Here is a 16839-nt window from a genome sequence, read left to right as displayed (position 1 = left end):
TGAGCTTCGACCTGGGAAATTTTCAGCCGCCCGTTGCGGTCGTCTGAATAGGCTTGGCGCCGCCGATCCGCTCCCAGCGTTTGCCATTCCCCTGCGCCTGCCGGGCGAAGTAGCTGTAGGGAGTGCTGGACCAGTCACGGACGGAGTTCGTGAGATTGTCGAGCACCAGGTCGCCCTCACTGGTGCGCACCGTCAGCACCGTGTGCCCATCGCCGCCATAGCTTGCCACGGTCAACAGGAGCGCCGAAGCCGGCCAGCCGCGCCTCATCAGTTCAAGCTTCTTCAGGATCGCGATATCTTCGCAATCGCCAGAGACGGTCGGCACGCGCCAGTCGTCGTCCTTGCCGACAGCGACACGATCGCTGAGCTCCGTGATGCGTGAATTGACCGATTGGTTCACCTGCTTCAATTCCGAGCTGAGTTTGGCCTGCAGCGTAACGACCTTCTTTCCGCCGGCGGTACTGCACAGGCCTGGTTGGCGGCTGCAAAACGAATAGAAGGCGGGCGGCGCGAACGCCTTACCCTTGGTTTCCATGGTCGTCCCTGCCTGGGCGGCAAACGGGCAGGCAAACGACAGCAAAAATGCGATCAGGGCGACATCGCGTTTCACAATCAACGTCTCCAGTGCGTGGATTTCAGGATGAGCGGGGCGAGTTAATGAGCGGTTTCTAAACTGCCCAATTTGGCCCCAAGCGAGGCAGCCTCGTTAACAGATTAATACTTACTAAAATAAGATTTGAGGTTATCGGCAGACAGCCGGCGTACGTCCAGAACGAGGCCGCAAGGGGCACGCGGAAATCGGAGCTGCCCGATCTGCTCTGAAATTGACCTTCTTATGCCGTACTCGTCTCCGCGAGGAACCGTTGGACCTCGTCCATGAATATAGGCCAGGCGGGTTCGTGGCCCAGAATGATGTGGCTTCGGCTCTCCAGCACGACGAAGCGGGCATTCGGGATGCCGATGGCAAGTTCCCGGCCTTGATCGAGCGCTATGCGCTGATCGTGTCGGGCGTGCAGCACCAGGGTAGGCGCGCGCAGCTGCGCCAACTGGTCGCGCACGTCGATATCGCCGAATGCATCCTGGAACCGAACGGCGTTGTCCGGCGAGGTGGTCTGGCGTTGGAATTCGTCGAACCAGGCAAGTTCGTCCGAGGTGCCATCGGGCATGAACGTCTGCGAGAAGATATGGCGATATGCGGGATTGTTGGTTCCCCAGCCGAGTTTGGTCAAGGTCATCACCGCCCGACGCCGCTCCTGCTCTTCCGCCGAGCAGCCAATGCGCCAGCCTGCAGCGTAGCCTCCCACCAAAACAAGCGCAGAGACCCGCTCGGGATGGCGCACGGCATAGGCGATCGATACCGCGCAGCCCTGCGACATGCCGAGCAGTGGGAAACGCTCCAGTCGTAACGCGTCGGCGACGGTTTCGAGGTCGCGGACAAACGCCTCGAAGCTGATGTCGTCCACCTCCCAGTCGGAAAGGCCGTTGCCGCGTTCATCATAGCGGATAAACGTACGTCCGTCGGACAGCGCCTGGAAAGTCTTGCTCCAAATCAGACTCTGCCAGTCGAGTTCGAGGTGATTGAGCCAGTTGGCGGCTTTGACCAGTGGCGGTCCCGAGCCCACGGTGGCGTAGGCGATACGCACTCCATCTGCCGCCTGGCAAAAACCGATCGACTGGCGCTTCAGAAAACTGTGCTCCGGTGTTGCCGTCTCCGCCGCGGAGGGCGGGGGACCCACTTCCGATACATCGTCGACCGCCGACAACCCGGTATCCCTGGCCATGCGCTGGTAATTGCTCATCACCCCGGCGGCTTCGTCGCCGCGGCCGAGCCGCCGGAGCGTTCGAACCAGGATGCCGGCGGCCTGTTCCGAAGTCGGGTCCGCGCTTTGCCACTGGCGCAGCCATTTGATTGCGTCGCGGTCGCTGGTTTCGGGGTGAAGCGTGATGCGCTCCAGCAGACCGAGACGGAGTTGCAGGGCCTCCTCGCGCTCGGCCGCGAGCCAGGCCTGGTAGGCGTCAAGCTGCGGCAGATCGAGCCCGTCGAGCAAAGGCAGCGCCAAAAGCTTCCCCATTTCGTGCAGTTCATCGAGTGTGGCGGGCGGTGAAGAAGCCTGCAGTCGGCGGACGATTTCGACATAGTCCACCATCGCCGAGTCCTGGACCAAGGAGACTCGTTCACGATCGGCGCTCAACTGCGCGGAGCCGGGCACGTCGACCAGGGCGCGGATCTTGCTCAGCGCCCATCTCAGCGATCCACGCGGATCGTCGGGCAGCTCCCAAAAAATCTCGCACAATCGCTCGCGCCGGTGCGGGCGACCGGTCAGCGCCAGATAGGCCAGCAGCGCGCGCGTCTTCTTGGACGGCGGCAGGTCGAGCTGGCGTCCATCCGAGACGATACGCAATTCACCCAGAAGGCAGATCTGAATGTGCGATGACATTACGCCCCCGGCTGCTACCCCCGCTCCCCGGTTGCTTTCAACGCAAAATACCACATTTGCGGTCGCTCTTACCACGCTCGCTACCACGCTCGCTTAAACGCGGCTCCCTGGTCCTGCGACCACGTTGATCGCGTTAGATCGTCGGCGGGATTTTTGGTCCCGTGCCGTTGCGGGGCGGCAGATATCAAAGCAACTCGGACCCGGTACCGGCCCAGGATGTTCTGGGCGAGGTGGAGCATGAGGCTCCGCCCGGTCGTACGGACCCGAGCGATATCGACAGCCCTCAGCACGAAACCGATTGTTGAGGAGACGGGGCAGTGAACACCAGCTTTGTCGAACGCCGGCCAGACGGCCGGCCCGAAACCCTTGATACCAGACAGTATACGCTCGGCTATTCCGAAGGCGAATTCAAACGGCTGCAGCTGCAGGGCGACTTCGTGCGTGACCTGACCGAGGATGTGCTGCGCCGGGCCGGACTGAAGCAAGGCATGCACGTGCTCGACCTCGGCTGTGGCGTTGGCGACGTTTCTCGGCTTGCCGGGCAACCGGTTTGCCCGAGCGGGTCGGTGCTGGGCATCGACCGGTCGCAGGATGCGGTCGAGGCCGCCGAACGGCGCGCCGTCGAAGCGGGACAATGCTGCTGGGTGCGCTTCGGCTCGGCGGATCTTGCAAGCTTCGTTCCGGAGCGAAAGTTCGACGCGATCATCGGGCGGCTGGTCCTGATGTATTTGCCGGAACCGGCTGAGACGCTGCGCCGTCTGGCAGGTTTCTTGCGCCCAGGTGGCATTGTCGCGTTCCAGGAGATGTCGATGCCATACGCACGAAGCCTTCCGGCAACGCCACTATTCACGCAGGCGTTGAGTTGGATCGTCCGGGCCTTCGCGCGAACAGGTTTCGAGACGGACATGGGGGCAAACTGTTTTCGACCTATCTCGCTGCCGGCTTGCCCATTCCGCAGATGATCTCCGGCGCTCGCGTCGAAGGCGGTGCAGAGCCGCCAGGCTATGAGTACATGGCGCAAACCGTCAGAAGCCTCATTCCCGCTCTGGAGCGGATGGGCATCACCACTGCGGCGGATATCGGCATCGACGACCTTGCCGACCGCCTGCGCGACGAGGCTGTCGCGCATGAGGCCTGCATCATGTTTCCGCCGATGACCGGCGCGTGGACACGCTTGCCGCAATGAGACGCCAGAAGCCAAGTCCACCACGCGACGGTTGATCGGCAACAGCCACCATTTCGGCTGCTGTGAAGCAGCCCTCAGAACAGCGCACGAACACCAAGACAGCGTGCGCTGAACAACCTGCCGACGCGGATCCAGGAAGGATCGCGATTGGTCGGTTTCGCCTAGAGCATGAAGAAAGAGGGCCTCGTCAACGCGGTGCGGGCGGCGCGTTGAGGTCTGATGTTTAACTCTCAAGGATGGAGAATTGAAATGAAGAAGATCGTTCTTACCACTGCCACCTTCCTGTTTGCCTCCGGCATGGCTTTTGCCGGCAGCGACAACTATGGCACGGACTACATCCCTGGCGCCGGCAGCTATCCGAACGCCGGTCACCATTCGATGACGTCCGAAGGCGCCTACTCGGTCGACCTGAGCGGCACGGCGAGCATCGGCACTGCCGACAGCGCGGCGGCCCAGAAGGGAAATTCGAGCTTCGATATCCCCGCACCGGGTTATGGGCAGGGCATCTGGGGTCGCTGACAACAAGGTCGGCCGGCACGGTCGACATCCGACTTCCAAGCGGCGGCCTCGCCCGTCGCTTGGAATCACCTCGCGACCGAGGAGCAAACTCAATGTCTGATTTCCCCAGTTCAATTCTGGTCACCTGCGCCGGCGGCGCCCAGGGATCAGCCATCGTGCAAGCCTGCCGCGCGGCGGGCGCCACCGTGCGCGTCCTTTTGCGCAAAGGCTCGCCCGACCCGTTCGGCGACGGCGTCAACATCGTGCGCGGCGACCTTGCCGATGCCGACCGTGTCGGCCTCGCCTGCCTCGGCGTCGATGCGGTGGCGCTGACGCTGCCGCTCAACGCCGGCCCCAAGGAAATTCTCCGCTACGGCCGCAATATGATCGATGCGGCGCAGGCAGCGGACGTCAAGCTTGTGGTGTTCAACACCAGCGGTCATGTTTCCAGGCATTCCGGCACGGCGCTGATGGACGCCAAGGTCGAACTCATCGACCGTTTGAAGGCTTCCGGCCTGCCATCGATCGTCCTCAAGCCGACGCTTTACACGAGCAACACCGCCGCGCCCTGGAGCGCGCCTGCGATCGTCCACCGTGGCGTGTTCGCCTATCCGCTGCCGTCGGACTTTCGGACATCCTGGATCTCATGGGAGGACATGGCAGCCTATGTGGTCGAGGCAATGCACCGGCCGGAGCTTGCCGGCGCGAGTTTCGACATTGGCGGCCCCGAGGCGCTGACCGGGCAGCAGATTGCCGATGTGCTGTCGGACATTGTCGGCCGCAAGGTCGACTATTATCCGGTGCCGCTGGTAGACTTTGCTGCTGGCCTCACCGCGATGCTGGGCAAGGAAGCGGCCGAACAGGTCGCCGCCAATTACGCCTGGGTGCACCGGCAGCGCTCGATGCTGTTCGCCGTCGAGATCGCCGACACGATCGGCATGCTGCCGATCAAACCAACCTCGTTCGCCGACTGGGCAAAGGCTCAGGACTGGTCGGCGATGGCCGGCACCTCGAGGGCGGCATGACCATGGCAGCGATCGTGATCCAGGACCGGGCCGGTTCGTCCGGGCTCGAAAATGTGCCGCACGAAGCCGCCGAAGTCATCGACTTCTGGTGGCTGGTGGGCCCCACCGCATGGTTCGCCAAGGACGCGGAATTCGACCGCGTCTTTCGCGACCGCTTCCTGCCGCTGCACGAGGCGGCGGCGCGCGGCGACTGCGACGGCTGGGCGGCGACGCCATACGGCGCCCTGGCGCTGCTGGTGCTGCTCGACCAGTTTCCGCGCAATGCCTTTCGCGGCACGCCGCGCATGTATGCGACCGACGAGAAGGGCCGCCGCGTCGCGGCCGATGCCATCGATGCGGGTTTCCAGAACGACGTGCACCCGACGTGGCAGCTGTTCTTGAGGCTGCCCTTCGCCCATTCCGAAAGCCTCGCCGACCAGGACCGCTCGGTGGCGCTGGCCGGCGAGACCGGCGGACCAAACCTGGAGCGCGCCGAACACCATCGCGACATCATCAGGCGGTTCGGACGCTTCCCGCACCGCAACCCGATCCTCGGCCGCTCCATGCGGCCGGAGGAACAGCGATTTCTCGACGAAGACGGCTTTGCCGGCTGACAAATGCTCTCGCCCTCATAGGCAGCCTGCCGCTGGGGGCGGGTCTGAAAGCACCAGGCAGGAGAACTGGTGTGATTGCCACCGCCCACCAACATGGGTCGAGCGCGCTACCAAGGTGTGCGCCGCCGCGACGAGGGCGAACGCCCCGACCGCGAGCGCCTCGACCTGATCGCACAGAAGCGGGGACACGAGTAGGTGCGGGAATTCTACTTATGACCCCAAGCGGACCTTTCGCCGTTCAAAAGAACGTCAGGATCGTGTGGAATTGTGGACCTTCCTGGGCGCTGAAGCAGCCCAACGACAGTCGGACACGGCCTCACCACGATCGTTTCGACCCGCGAATTCCAAACCAAACTGTGAGCCCGATCACATTCGAGCGGCACTTGCCCGGATACAATAACCGTGGGTGGTCGCGTACAGCGTTCAGCCGCCTTCATCGCCGATTTGGGGAGTGCTGTAATGCCGACCAGTCCGGTTCCGCAGAACACCGATTTCACGCGTGACGTGCTTGGGCGCTATGTCTGCAACGGTCTCGACGAAGCACTCGCAAGCAGCAACAGTGGCGCAACCCCCCGTCCGTTCGATGTGGTCGTGATCGGCGGCGGCTCCTTCGGGCCGATTTTCGCCCAGCACCTGATCTACAACGACACGGCGCACGCGCGTCGTGCGCTGATGCTCGACGCAGGCCGCCTCGTGCTCGCCGAGCACGTCCAGAATCTGCCGCTGCTTGGACTCAACGTACCGGGTCCGACCGCCGTTGACCCTGGCGTTGCGCGTGCGGAAGTCTGGGGGCTTCCCTGGCGCACCGACGTCCCGCGCGGTTTCCCGGGGCTGGCCTATTGCCTTGGGGGCCGTTCCGTCTATTTCGGCGGCTGGTCCCCGCAATTGCTGGCGTCCGAACTGCCCGGTGCCTGGCCGGCGGCCGTCATCGCCGATTTAGACAGCCCCCTGCCAAGCGGCGCAGACGGGTATTTTCGTCAGGCCGCCGAGCAGATCGGAACCACGACGACGAACGACTTCATCTTCGGAGCGCTGCACACCGCCCTGCGCGCGCAGCTCAAGCAGGGCATCGACAACAACAACGTGACCGATGCGATCCCCTTGGCGCAACTGCCGCTCCACCTCGACGGCATTCCCAACGCCCAGCGCAATCTGAACAAACTCGAAGCGCCGCTCGCAGTCCAGGCGCGCCCGCCCCGCGCAGGCTTCTTTCCGTTCAGCAAGTTTTCGAGCCTGCCGCTGTTGATGGAGACTAGCCGCGCCGCGCAATTTGAGTCAGGTGGCGACGATACGCGGAAACGCTTGATGGTTGTCCCAGATTGCCACGTCACCCGTCTGGTCACGGATGGCAGCGGACCAGTTCGTCGCGTCGTTGCGGTTGAAACAAACCACGGCACGGTGCAAGTCCCCGCGGAAGCGGTGGTCGTGCTCGCACTCGGCACGATCGAAAATGCCCGACTCGCTCTTGTGTCGCTGCCCGGCTTGCCTGGCGCAGAACGCATCGGCGCTAACCTCATGCCGCATTTGCGTTCGAACCTCACAGTTCGGCTGCCACGAGCAGCCATAAACGGGCTGAACCCAGCCGTGCATGAGCTTCAGGCATCGGCGCTGTTCGTCAAGGGCCGTCATGCTCATGCCGACGGGCTATTCGGCCATTTCCACCTTCAGATCACTGCCGCAGGCTTGAACACGCCGAGCACTGACTCCGAAGCAGAGCTCTTCAAGAAGATCCCCGACGTAGACACCATCGCCGCCTTCCGTCACGCCAACGATGACCAGATCGTCATAACAATTCGCGGCATCGGCGAAATGAGACCGAACAATCCAGCAAGTCAAGTAACGCTCGCCGGCGAAGTTGACGAGTTCGGAATTGCCCGCGCGTTTGTCTCAATCAACCCTGGGGCAGAAGACGGAGTGCTGTGGGACGCGATGGATACTGCGGCTGACGAAATTGGCCTGGTATTTGCCAATGGCCAGCCCTACGAAGTACTTGTCGCAGGCGCATTCCAGCCCGTTCCTGCCAATCAGGCTGCCTCGACGGTACTGCCATTCCCAGGTCGGCGGGACGGCCTTGGCACCACTCACCACGAGGCCGGCACGTTGGCCTTGGGTGACGACCCAAATACGTCAGTTACCAATGCGGATGCGCGCTTCCATCGTGTGCCCAATCTCTACGTCGCTGGACCTGCGTTATTCCCGACGGTCGGCTCGCCGAACCCGATGCTCACAGGGACGGCACTGGCGCGACGCCTTGCCGACCACCTGGCAACGCCGTTCGTTGCACAGGCAGGCTTCACCTCTCTGTTCGACGGGGCCACGCTACAGAACTGGCAGATGTCAACGATCCGGAACCAGCCGGGGCACGACGATCCGGGCCGGTTTTCCGTGACCAACGGCGCACTGGTTGCGAAGCCTGGCACCGACATCGGTCTGTTGTGGCACACGCAGTCGACGCCACCTGACTTTGTGCTGAGGCTCGAATGGCGGCGCTGGCAAGAAGACGCCAATTCGGGTGTTTTCCTGCGCTTTCCAAATCCAGAGAGCCGGAACTACGACAACACAGCGTATGTGGGCGTAGATTTTGGTTTCGAAGTTCAGATCGATCAGATGGCGGCGCCCGATGGTTTGTCTGTCCACAAAACGGCGGCAATTTACGGCTTCCAGGGACCCAACAATCCCAACGCGGCGCTGCCAGTCGGGGAATGGAATGCCTTCGAGATAGTGGCGCAAGGTCAAAACTACACTGTAACGCTGAATGGAGTTCAGGTTACTCAATTCGCATTCGTGGCGGGTTCGGACGCGCTGCACCCCGACCGTGGTTTGCCCAGCACCAATGCTGTCCCCCGCTTTATCGGATTGCAGACACACTCTGGCACGGTCGCGTTCCGCAACATTCAGATAATGGCGCTGTAACCGACGGGGAAATTCCCACCAACACGGCTCCGCTGAACATCGTCGGTCGGCGGGTCACATGGAGTTCTGCCGAGATGCGGGTCTTGCACCTGACGACCGAGTTTCCGCCCCTGATATATGGCGGCCTCGGCACGGCGGTCGGAGGCTTGGTGCGCGCGTCAGCGCAAGCTGGCATCGAGGTTGGCGTGATGCTGGTCGGGGGAGGTATCAGCTCGTCTTACTGGCAGGCGCCAGGCACGACGAACTTGCCGGATACAATTGAAGTTCGGTGGGATGAGCATCCGAGCGTCCGTCTATTCCATATTTCGCACCAGGAAGTTGATGCGGGCGTCCGTTGGCTGCGGTATTGGAGACCGGATGTTCTTCATCTGCACTCGTTCTGGTTATGGCCTCTGGCAAGCGCGTTACGAATGCGCACAGGGGTACCAATCGTTTACACTGTGCACTCGCTCGATCGAGCGGAGTACGAAATCGGTCAAGGCCCGCCCGAGTGCCTAACGCAGTGGGACATGCAGCAGGAATTGATCGCCTCGGCCGACCTTGTTGTGGCGCTCACCAGAAGTGAGCGCGAGTTGGTCGAAGACTACTGTCCTACCGCTCGCAACCGGGTCCGGATCATAGGTAACGGCATCGAAGACCGCCCTGATGCTCTTGCAGGTACAAGGCGCGACCGCACCAACAACAATCCGTTACGTGTCCTTTTCTCAGGACGCTTCGTCGACCGTAAAGGCGTGAGGGAGCTGCTCGAAGCCATACCCACAGTCCTGCAGCACGCACCGCACACGCACTTCGTGCTGGCCGGCGGACACAGGCATTGCAGTGGCGATGATATGGCGCGGTACTGGTTGCCTGCTGGGCTGGATCGGCTTAGGGAGCGCGTTCATTTCACGGGTTGGCTTTCTCAAGAGCAACTCGCTCGGTTGTATGGGGAAGCCGACGTGCTCGTTGTGCCGAGCTGGTACGAGCCTTTCGGGATGGTCGTGCTCGAGGGGATGCTATTTGGCCTGGCCATCGCCGCGTCGTCCGTAGGCGGACCGGCCGAAATCCTGGATCACGGGCGGACTGGCCTACTGTTTCCACCGCGCGATGCGACGGCGCTTGCCCATGCACTTGTTCGCCTGATCCAGGCGCCGGCACTACGGCATCGACTGGGGCAGGCTGCCGCGCGCGAGGTGCGACAGAATTGGTTGTATTCACGGGTCGTAGAGCGGATGCGTGCGGTCTACGCTGAGGCCGTGGCGACGACGGTTGCGCGCCCGCTGTCGCCGGTTCTCCCGGTGCGGTGCCAGGCCGCCGCCTAGCGGCCGGGATGAGCCAGTTTTGATGGCATTGCCGCAGGGCCATATTGCAGTGACTGGCGCCTTTGTTTCGGCAACGCTCGATAGGGCTTGTGCACCAGTACCGATCTTTCCAACTGACAAAGAACCAGGAAAAATCGCTTAAGGCGGGCTTGGAGAAGACCTTCGCGCGTTGAACAATTGGCCAGTACTGGCGCGAAGCAGACAAACGATCCACATCCGCAGTCCGCCCCTCCTCCCTCGCAAGCCTGCCGCAAGCTTGTTGGCGCATTGTCCTGACACGAAAACGGGCAAAAGGCGGACCTTCTTGGCCATTTCTCCACCCAGCGACATCGTTCTGGATGTTGCCCGCGCAGTCGAACCGGCGGACATCGAAGCCGCCCGCACGGCGCTGGCGAAGCGGGCAGGCGGTAATCCCGGGACCTTTTCGGTCGATACCGCCGCTTCGGCTGATGCCGGCTCGATCCTGTCGCGCGTCACGGCTGACTCGGCCGGGGCGGCCAACCCGGCGAAGAAATTCCAGCGCTTCGAGGCGATGGTGCTGCAGACCTTCATCCAGAACATGATGCCCAAGGACACCGAAGGCGTTTACGGCAAGGGCCTGGCCGGCGACATGTGGAAATCGCAGCTCGCCGAGCACCTGGCCGATGTCATGGCCGCGCGCGGAGGCATCGGCATCGCCAAATCGCTGCTCGCCGACCACTACATGGACGGCAAGCGCATGGTGCCCGTCGGCCCCGTTTCGGGCGGCCCGGACAAGGCCGAGATCGACCAGCAGACGCGGCTGTCGACCTCCATGGTCCAGGAATTGCAGCGCCAGGCCGCGCGGTCGATGACCGGCGATGAGACAACCATAAAAGCAGATATCAAAATCTAGGGATATACATGGCCGACAAATCGGACTTCTCCAACCTGCCTGCCCGCACGGTCGCGCCTGACGCGCCCATCCCCTTCGCGCGACCCGGAAACCTTGCCGCCATCATCGGCCGCATCGAGGACGCTGTCGACGAAGAGACGGCGGGCATCCGTACTGGCACAGGTTTCGACCTCAAGGCCTCGAACGCCCGCAAGAGCCGCTACCTCTATGAAATGACCCGCGCCATCAAGGGCGGCAACGAGGTCGAATTCCTGGAGCAGCACCGCGAGGGGTTGACGCGGCTGCGCCAGAAGCTGGCGCGCAACGAGGCGGCGATCCTCGCTCATCTCAACGCCGTCAACGAGGTCGCCAGCCTTTTGAAGAACGCTATCCAGCGCGCCGAAGCCGACGGCACCTATTCGGCCGGCGAATTCGGCTGGGCGAGAGCGTGATAGCGAGCGGAAGAACCGCGCGAGGAAACAGCCGGTGATCAAATTCATCGCCGCCGCGATCTGGATCTGCGCCGCCACGCTTGGCGCGGTGTTCTATTCGTTCCAGGCAGCCGGCGAAAAAGGCGTCGGCGAGACACCCAAGCCGATGCTGGGCGGTCTCGATTACGTCAAGACCGACATGATCTCGGTGCCGCTGATCCGCGACTCCAGGATCGACGGCTATTTTCTGACCAAGCTCGTCTACACGGTCGAACCCGCCGAGATAAAGAAACTGTCGATCCCGGCCGGCGCGCTGATGACCGACCAGGTCTATTCCTACCTCTATGCCCATCCGCAGATCGACTTCACCAAGAAGGAAACGATCGACCTCGACGCGTTCCGCAACGCCATCCGCGAAACCGTCAATGCGCGCGTCGGCGTGGAACTGGTGCATGATGTGCTGATCGACCAGGTCAACTTCCTGACCAAGGACGAGATCCGCGACAACGCCATGCGCCGGCGCAAAAATGACGGTGAGACAGCGACCGAACCGCCCAAGGCTCCCGCGGCACATTGACCTGCCGCAAGGCAGATTGGCCGCAAGCGGTGTTTCGGTTCGAGCGAACCGAAAGTCTGACGGACCCCACATATCCTGACCGAAACCAAGATGACGCATCTCGGCCGCGTTGACGTAAACGTCAACTCGAAGCTATATGCGCATCAACGCAACCAGACGAGGAGAACAGCCATGGGCGTTCAGGAGATTGCCGACCAGATCAAGTCGCGCGTGGCAAGCGCCGGTTTCGAGCATTCGGTGAAGTTCGACACGGGCAGCGACGGCGTCATCGTCATCGACGGCGCGACCGTCTCGACCACCGACGCACCGACCGATTGCACCGTGAAGCTCTCGCTCGACGATCTGGACTCGCTGATCGCAGGCGACCTCAACCCAACCATGGCGTTCATGTCCGGCAAGATCAAGGTCGAGGGCGACATGACAGTCGCCATGGCGCTCAGCCAGCTGCTCAGCTGATCCGCTCCCGATCAAGATAAAAAACGCCGCCCATCGGGCGGCGTTTTGCTTTCTAACCAGCCTTGGGCCCTTACGCTGCGAAAGTCAGCGGCAGCGCCTTCAACTTGCGCCCTGCCGCCCGCAGCGTGCCCTGCACGCCGTCAAGCGCGCCGTCCGTCAGTTCCAGCGCCAGCAGCCGGTGCCGCTCGTACGGGCCAGGCATGGCAAGCGCGCCGGTCTTTGCCGCCGAGAAACCGAAGCGCCCATAGTAGGGTGCGTCGCCAACAAGCAGGATGGCGCCGTGGCCAAGGCGCGCCGCCTCGGCCACCGCGTGCCGCATCAGCGCCGAGCCGATGCCGGCATTCTTGAGCGCGGGGTCGACAGCGAGCGGGCCGAGCATCAGGGCCGCCGGACCGCCCTCGCCCAATGTCACGTCCCACAGCCGCACGGTGCCGGCGACTGCGCCCGTCGCATCGCGTGCGACAAAGGCGAGGCCTTCGGAGGGCCGGCGCCCACGGCGCAGCTTCTCCGACGATTTCTTCCGCCGCTTCGGACCCATGGCGCGATCGAGCAGCGCTTCACGCGCCGCGACATCGGCAGTGGTTTCGGCGACGAGGGCAAGGACCGGCGAGTGGTCCACGATTTCAACTGGCATTTCCATTTCCGCGATCCTTCACGAGCGGAGATCTGTTCCACAGGCGAGCCCGGGCGGGCGACGGGCGCCCACCTGGGATGATCTGATCGGTTCTTTCGAACCGTCAGATCACGTAGGATCGGAGCGGCTCGAAGCCGTTGAAGGCGACCGAGGCGTAGGTCGTCGTGTAGGCGCCGGTGCCTTCGATCAGCACCTCGTCGCCGATGGTCAGCGACAAGGGCAGCGGATACGGCGTCTTCTCGTACATCACGTCGGCCGAGTTGCAGGTTGGGCCGGCGAGCACGCAAGGCGCGGTCTCGGTGCCGTCATGCGCGGTGACGATCGGGTAGCGGATCGCCTCGTCCATCGTCTCGGCCAGCCCCCCGAACTTGCCGATGTCGAGGAACACCCAGCGCACATTGTCGTTGTCGGCCTTCTTCGAGATCAGCACGACTTCCGACTTGATCACGCCGGCATTGCCGACCATGCCGCGGCCCGGCTCGATGATGGTCTCGGGCAGCGCATTGCCGAAATGCTTGCGCAGCGCCGAGAAGATCGCCTGGCCATAGGCCTGCGCCACCGGCACGTCCCTCAGGTAGCGGGTCGGGAAGCCGCCGCCCATATTGACCATCTTCAAGACGATGCCTTCGTCGGCGAGCGTCGCGAACACCTTTTTGGCGTCGCCCAGCGCGCGGTCCCAAGCCGTCAGGTCGGTCTGCTGCGAGCCGACATGGAACGACACGCCATAGGCGTCGAGGCCGAGGTCCTTGGCATGGCGCAGCACGTCGACCGCCATCGCCGGCACGCAGCCGAACTTGCGCGACAGCGGCCACTCGGCGCCCTCGCCATCGGTCAGCACGCGGCAGAACACGCGCGCGCCGGGAGCGACGCGGGCGATCTTCTCGACTTCCTCGACGCAATCGACCGCGAACAGCCGGATGCCGAACTGGTAGGCGCGTGCGATGTCACGCTCCTTCTTGATGGTGTTGCCGAAGGAGATGCGGTCCGCCGGCGCACCGGCGTCCATCGCCATCTCGACTTCGGCAACGGAAGCGGTGTCGAAGGACGAGCCCATCGCAGCAAGGAGGCGCAGGATTTCCGGCGCCGGGTTTGCTTTCACCGCATAGTAGATTTTCGAATCGGGAAGCGCCTTCTCGAAGGCGCGGAAATTGTCGCGCACGACATCGAGGTCGACGACGAGGCAGGGGCCGTTCGGACGTCGGGTGGCGAGGAAGTCAAGGATGCGCTGGGTAGCCATCGGGGTCTCTCCATCAGCGCCTTGCGGCGCGCAGTAAGGCTGCGGGACGCGGGCTGTCGGCCTCGCGAACACGCGGTGGACAAAGGCGGGACGGAAATCCATGGAACCAGCCGGTGGAGACCCCGGAACCATGGAGCGCCGTCTCGCGGCGGTGAACCTTGGCCTTGCCCGGCCTCGGTTCGCTTTGTCTGCCTTGGCTTGGATGGGAGACCCGTCCGCACTGCCGGCAATGAAGGTGTGCCTCTTCAGTAACCCCGGTCTTTGGACAACCGGCAGAACACCAGAAAGGCCCGCACCGTCGTTGCTTCAAGGTGTCCTCGGTCTGGCGGTTGGCCGCTAAACCGACTGGAGGGGTTAGCTCCAGTTACCTTACCGATTGCCCTCACCATTCGAGGATCGGCGGACACCCACAGGCACGTGCGACTTTGGGCAAGCGCGATATAAGAGCGAAGGAATTCACAATCAATAAAAATCGTATCCCCGGTTGTAAAATTTCCGGCACCGAACAATCTACGCATGACCGTATACGGATATTGAACGATGACAGGCACGCACGGCCCGCTCAACGCTTTCCTCGACCTTCGGCAAATGCCGGTGGCGCATGCGCAATTGGGCCCGTTGGCGGGCCTCAGGCTCGCCGTCAAGGACATCTACGACATCGCCGGCTACCGCACCGGCTGCGGCAACCCGCGCAAATTCGCCGAGGCCCACCCCGCCTCGCAGACGGCCGAGGCCGTGCAGGTGATTCTCGATGCCGGTGCGCGATTTGTCGGCAAGACCCAGACCGACGAGCTTGCCTTCTCGCTGATGGGCCAGAATGCGCATTTCCCGTTTCCGGTTAACCCGGCCGCGCCCGACCGTGTCACCGGCGGTTCCTCGTCCGGTTCGGCCGCCGCGGTGGCGGGTGGGCTTGCCGACATTGCCGTCGGCTCGGACACCGGCGGCTCGATTCGGGCGCCTGCGAGCTTCTGCGGGCTGATTGGGCTGCGCACCACGCATGGCCGCATCTCACTGCAGGGCGCCATGAAACTGGCGCCAAGCCTCGACACCTTCGGCTGGTTCGCCGACGATATCGAGACCTATGAGGCGGTCGGCAAACTGCTGCTCGGCCATGACCCGCATCAGCACGCGCTCAACCGCCCGCTTTCGATTGGCTGGCTGGACGCCTTCGTCGACGGGCCAGCCGAGGCCGCCGAATATGCTGAGATGAAAGCGCGGGCGGCAGCCGTTTTCGGCGAGCCGGCGCCGGTCGAATACAGCTTCGCCTCTCTCCCCGACGAGCTCTATTGGTGCTTCCGCCGGCTGCAGGCCTACGAGGCCTGGCAGGTGCATGGCGACTGGATCGCGGCTGGCGAGCCTCACCTTGGTCCCGGCGTCGACGAGCGCTTCGGTTTCGGCCGCGCGGTCGACACCAGGACCGCTGAGGCAGAGGCGGCGCGCCGGCTGATCTTCCGCACCGAGCTCGCCAAATTGCTTGGCAACCATGGCTTTCTCGTCCTGCCGACGGTTCCCGGCCCGGCACCGCTCGTCAACGGCACGGCGGAGCAGCTTCAGGCCTATCGCGAAAGGGCGCTGCATCTGTTGTGCCTTTCAGGACTGTCCGGTTTTCCGCAGATCACGCTGCCGCTCGGATCGGTCGACGGCGCGCCCTTCGGCCTCTCGCTGCTCGGCCCTTCCGGAACCGACATCGCCCTGATACGGCTCGGCCGCAAACTTCTCGACGCGGCACGAAAGGCCTGAGCCATGGACACGCTGACCCGGATGCGCGCCTTCATCGACGTGGTCGAAGCTGAAGGCTTTTCGGCGGCCGCGCGCAAGATCGGCCGTTCCAAGGCGCTGCTGTCGAAATACGTGCGCGAACTGGAGGACGAACTCGGCGCGCTGCTGTTGAACCGCACCACGCGGCAGTTCTCGATGACCGAAGCCGGCCATACCTATTACCGGCGCGCCTCGGAGATCGTGCGCGAGGTCGACAGCCTGGCGGACGCGGTGCGCGAATCCTCCGGCGATGTGCGCGGCCGCATCAAGCTTTCGGCGCCGCGCACCTTCGCCGACGCGCCGATCGGCCAGTCGCTGATCGACTTCGCCAAGCAGCATCCCGACATCGTGCTCGACATCCAGCTCGACGACCGCTTCGTTGACCTGGTCGAGGAGGGCTTCGATCTCGCGGTGCGCATCTCGCGGCTGGAAAATTCCTCGCTCATCGCCAGGCGCCTGGCGCCGTTTTCGGTGCGGCTGTGTGCCTCTCCGGAACTCATCGCCAGGCACGGCATGCCGGCGCGTCCGCAAGACCTTGCCCGAATTCCCTGCATCGTCGACACCAACGGTCGCGGGCTGAACAACTGGCAGTTCAAGGGCGATGGCAGCGACACGGTGAGCGTTTCGGTCTCCGGTCCGGTCGAGGTCAACAGCCCGATGGCGGCACGGGCTGCCGCCGTGTCGGGGCTGGGGTTCACCATACTGCCGGATTTCATCGCCGCGCCTGATCTCGAGAGCGGCCGATTGGTGACCGTGCTGGACGACCGTATCCTGTCGGGCGCCGGCATCTTCGCCGTCTATCCGCATCGGCGATACCTGCCCGCCAAGGTCCGCGTCTTCGTCGATTTCCTGGTGCAATGGTTCAGGGTGCGCGACGCCGCCTGACGGGTCGCGGCCCGGCGGTCCCAATTTCGCCCCGTTTCTGGTAACTCTCGACGC

At 63.4% G+C, this 16839-nt stretch carries 17 protein-coding genes; 13 read left to right on the top strand and 4 right to left on the bottom strand.

Annotated features, from left to right (window positions below; all coding sequences use genetic code 11):
- Positions 1-22 precede the first annotated feature (22 nt).
- On the bottom strand, positions 23-634 hold the full coding sequence (locus AC1RUK_RS02325; RefSeq protein ID WP_481839603.1) for a transglutaminase-like cysteine peptidase: 612 nt from the start codon (positions 632-634) through the stop codon (positions 23-25).
- A gap of 199 nt (positions 635-833) precedes the next feature.
- Positions 834-2438 carry a bifunctional AfsR/SARP family transcriptional regulator/alpha/beta hydrolase gene (locus AC1RUK_RS02320; RefSeq protein ID WP_481836930.1) on the bottom strand — a complete coding sequence of 535 codons (1605 nt, stop codon included), beginning with the start codon at positions 2436-2438 and terminating at the stop codon, positions 834-836.
- 317 nt (positions 2439-2755) lie between these two features.
- Here AC1RUK_RS02320 and AC1RUK_RS02315 point away from each other — a divergent pair, with 317 nt between their 5' ends.
- The 11 genes from AC1RUK_RS02315 to AC1RUK_RS02265 all read left to right on the top strand — a co-directional run bounded on the left by AC1RUK_RS02315 (position 2756) and on the right by AC1RUK_RS02265 (position 12271).
- Positions 2756-3400: a class I SAM-dependent DNA methyltransferase gene (locus AC1RUK_RS02315; protein ID WP_481836931.1), complete on the top strand. Its 645-nt coding sequence runs from the start codon at positions 2756-2758 to the stop codon at positions 3398-3400.
- 50 nt (positions 3401-3450) lie between these two features.
- A complete protein-coding gene (locus AC1RUK_RS02310) occupies positions 3451-3624 on the top strand; it encodes a hypothetical protein (protein ID WP_481836932.1) in 174 nt (57 codons plus the stop codon).
- A 249-nt stretch (positions 3625-3873) separates the two neighbouring features.
- A complete protein-coding gene (locus AC1RUK_RS02305; protein WP_436173327.1) occupies positions 3874-4143 on the top strand; it encodes a hypothetical protein in 270 nt (89 codons plus the stop codon).
- A 92-nt stretch (positions 4144-4235) separates the two neighbouring features.
- On the top strand, positions 4236-5147 hold the full coding sequence (locus tag AC1RUK_RS02300) for an SDR family oxidoreductase (RefSeq protein WP_481836933.1): 912 nt from the start codon (positions 4236-4238) through the stop codon (positions 5145-5147).
- Between the two features lie 2 nt (positions 5148-5149).
- Positions 5150-5740, top strand: coding sequence for a DUF924 family protein (locus tag AC1RUK_RS02295; protein WP_481839604.1), 591 nt, complete (start codon positions 5150-5152; stop codon positions 5738-5740).
- A gap of 459 nt (positions 5741-6199) precedes the next feature.
- Positions 6200-8653: a 3-keto-alpha-glucoside-1,2-lyase-like domain-containing protein gene (locus AC1RUK_RS02290; RefSeq protein WP_481836934.1), complete on the top strand. Its 2454-nt coding sequence runs from the start codon at positions 6200-6202 to the stop codon at positions 8651-8653.
- Between the two features lie 74 nt (positions 8654-8727).
- Positions 8728-9954, top strand: a complete 1227-nt coding sequence (locus AC1RUK_RS02285) for a glycosyltransferase family 4 protein (RefSeq protein ID WP_481836935.1) — start codon at positions 8728-8730, stop codon at positions 9952-9954.
- 304 nt (positions 9955-10258) lie between these two features.
- Positions 10259-10828: a rod-binding protein gene (locus AC1RUK_RS02280; RefSeq protein ID WP_481836936.1), complete on the top strand. Its 570-nt coding sequence runs from the start codon at positions 10259-10261 to the stop codon at positions 10826-10828.
- An 8-nt stretch (positions 10829-10836) separates the two neighbouring features.
- Complete coding sequence (locus tag AC1RUK_RS02275; RefSeq protein WP_436173333.1) at positions 10837-11259, top strand: hypothetical protein; 423 nt, start codon at positions 10837-10839, stop codon at positions 11257-11259.
- Between the two features lie 34 nt (positions 11260-11293).
- Positions 11294-11815, top strand: a complete 522-nt coding sequence (locus AC1RUK_RS02270; protein ID WP_481836937.1) for a hypothetical protein — start codon at positions 11294-11296, stop codon at positions 11813-11815.
- 171 nt (positions 11816-11986) lie between these two features.
- Positions 11987-12271, top strand: coding sequence for an SCP2 sterol-binding domain-containing protein (locus tag AC1RUK_RS02265; protein ID WP_481836938.1), 285 nt, complete (start codon positions 11987-11989; stop codon positions 12269-12271).
- A 70-nt stretch (positions 12272-12341) separates the two neighbouring features.
- On the opposite strand, the gene AC1RUK_RS02260 is transcribed toward AC1RUK_RS02265, so the two are convergent.
- Positions 12342-12911, bottom strand: a complete 570-nt coding sequence (locus AC1RUK_RS02260) for a GNAT family N-acetyltransferase (protein ID WP_481836939.1) — start codon at positions 12909-12911, stop codon at positions 12342-12344.
- Between the two features lie 97 nt (positions 12912-13008).
- Positions 13009-14142: an ornithine/lysine decarboxylase gene (gene odc2, locus AC1RUK_RS02255; RefSeq protein WP_481840174.1), complete on the bottom strand. Its 1134-nt coding sequence runs from the start codon at positions 14140-14142 to the stop codon at positions 13009-13011.
- A 540-nt stretch (positions 14143-14682) separates the two neighbouring features.
- Between odc2 and AC1RUK_RS02250 the strand changes: the two genes are divergently transcribed.
- Positions 14683-15882 (top strand): amidase, encoded by a 1200-nt coding sequence (locus tag AC1RUK_RS02250; protein ID WP_481836941.1) that lies wholly within the window; start codon positions 14683-14685, stop codon positions 15880-15882.
- Between the two features lie 3 nt (positions 15883-15885).
- Positions 15886-16785, top strand: coding sequence for a LysR family transcriptional regulator (locus AC1RUK_RS02245; RefSeq protein ID WP_481836942.1), 900 nt, complete (start codon positions 15886-15888; stop codon positions 16783-16785).
- The last annotated feature ends 54 nt before the right edge of the window (positions 16786-16839 follow it).

It is taken from the genome of Mesorhizobium monacense (assembly GCF_056781675.1).
Note: the sequence above shows the minus strand (reverse complement) of the source record. Positions and strands in the feature narration are given on the sequence as shown.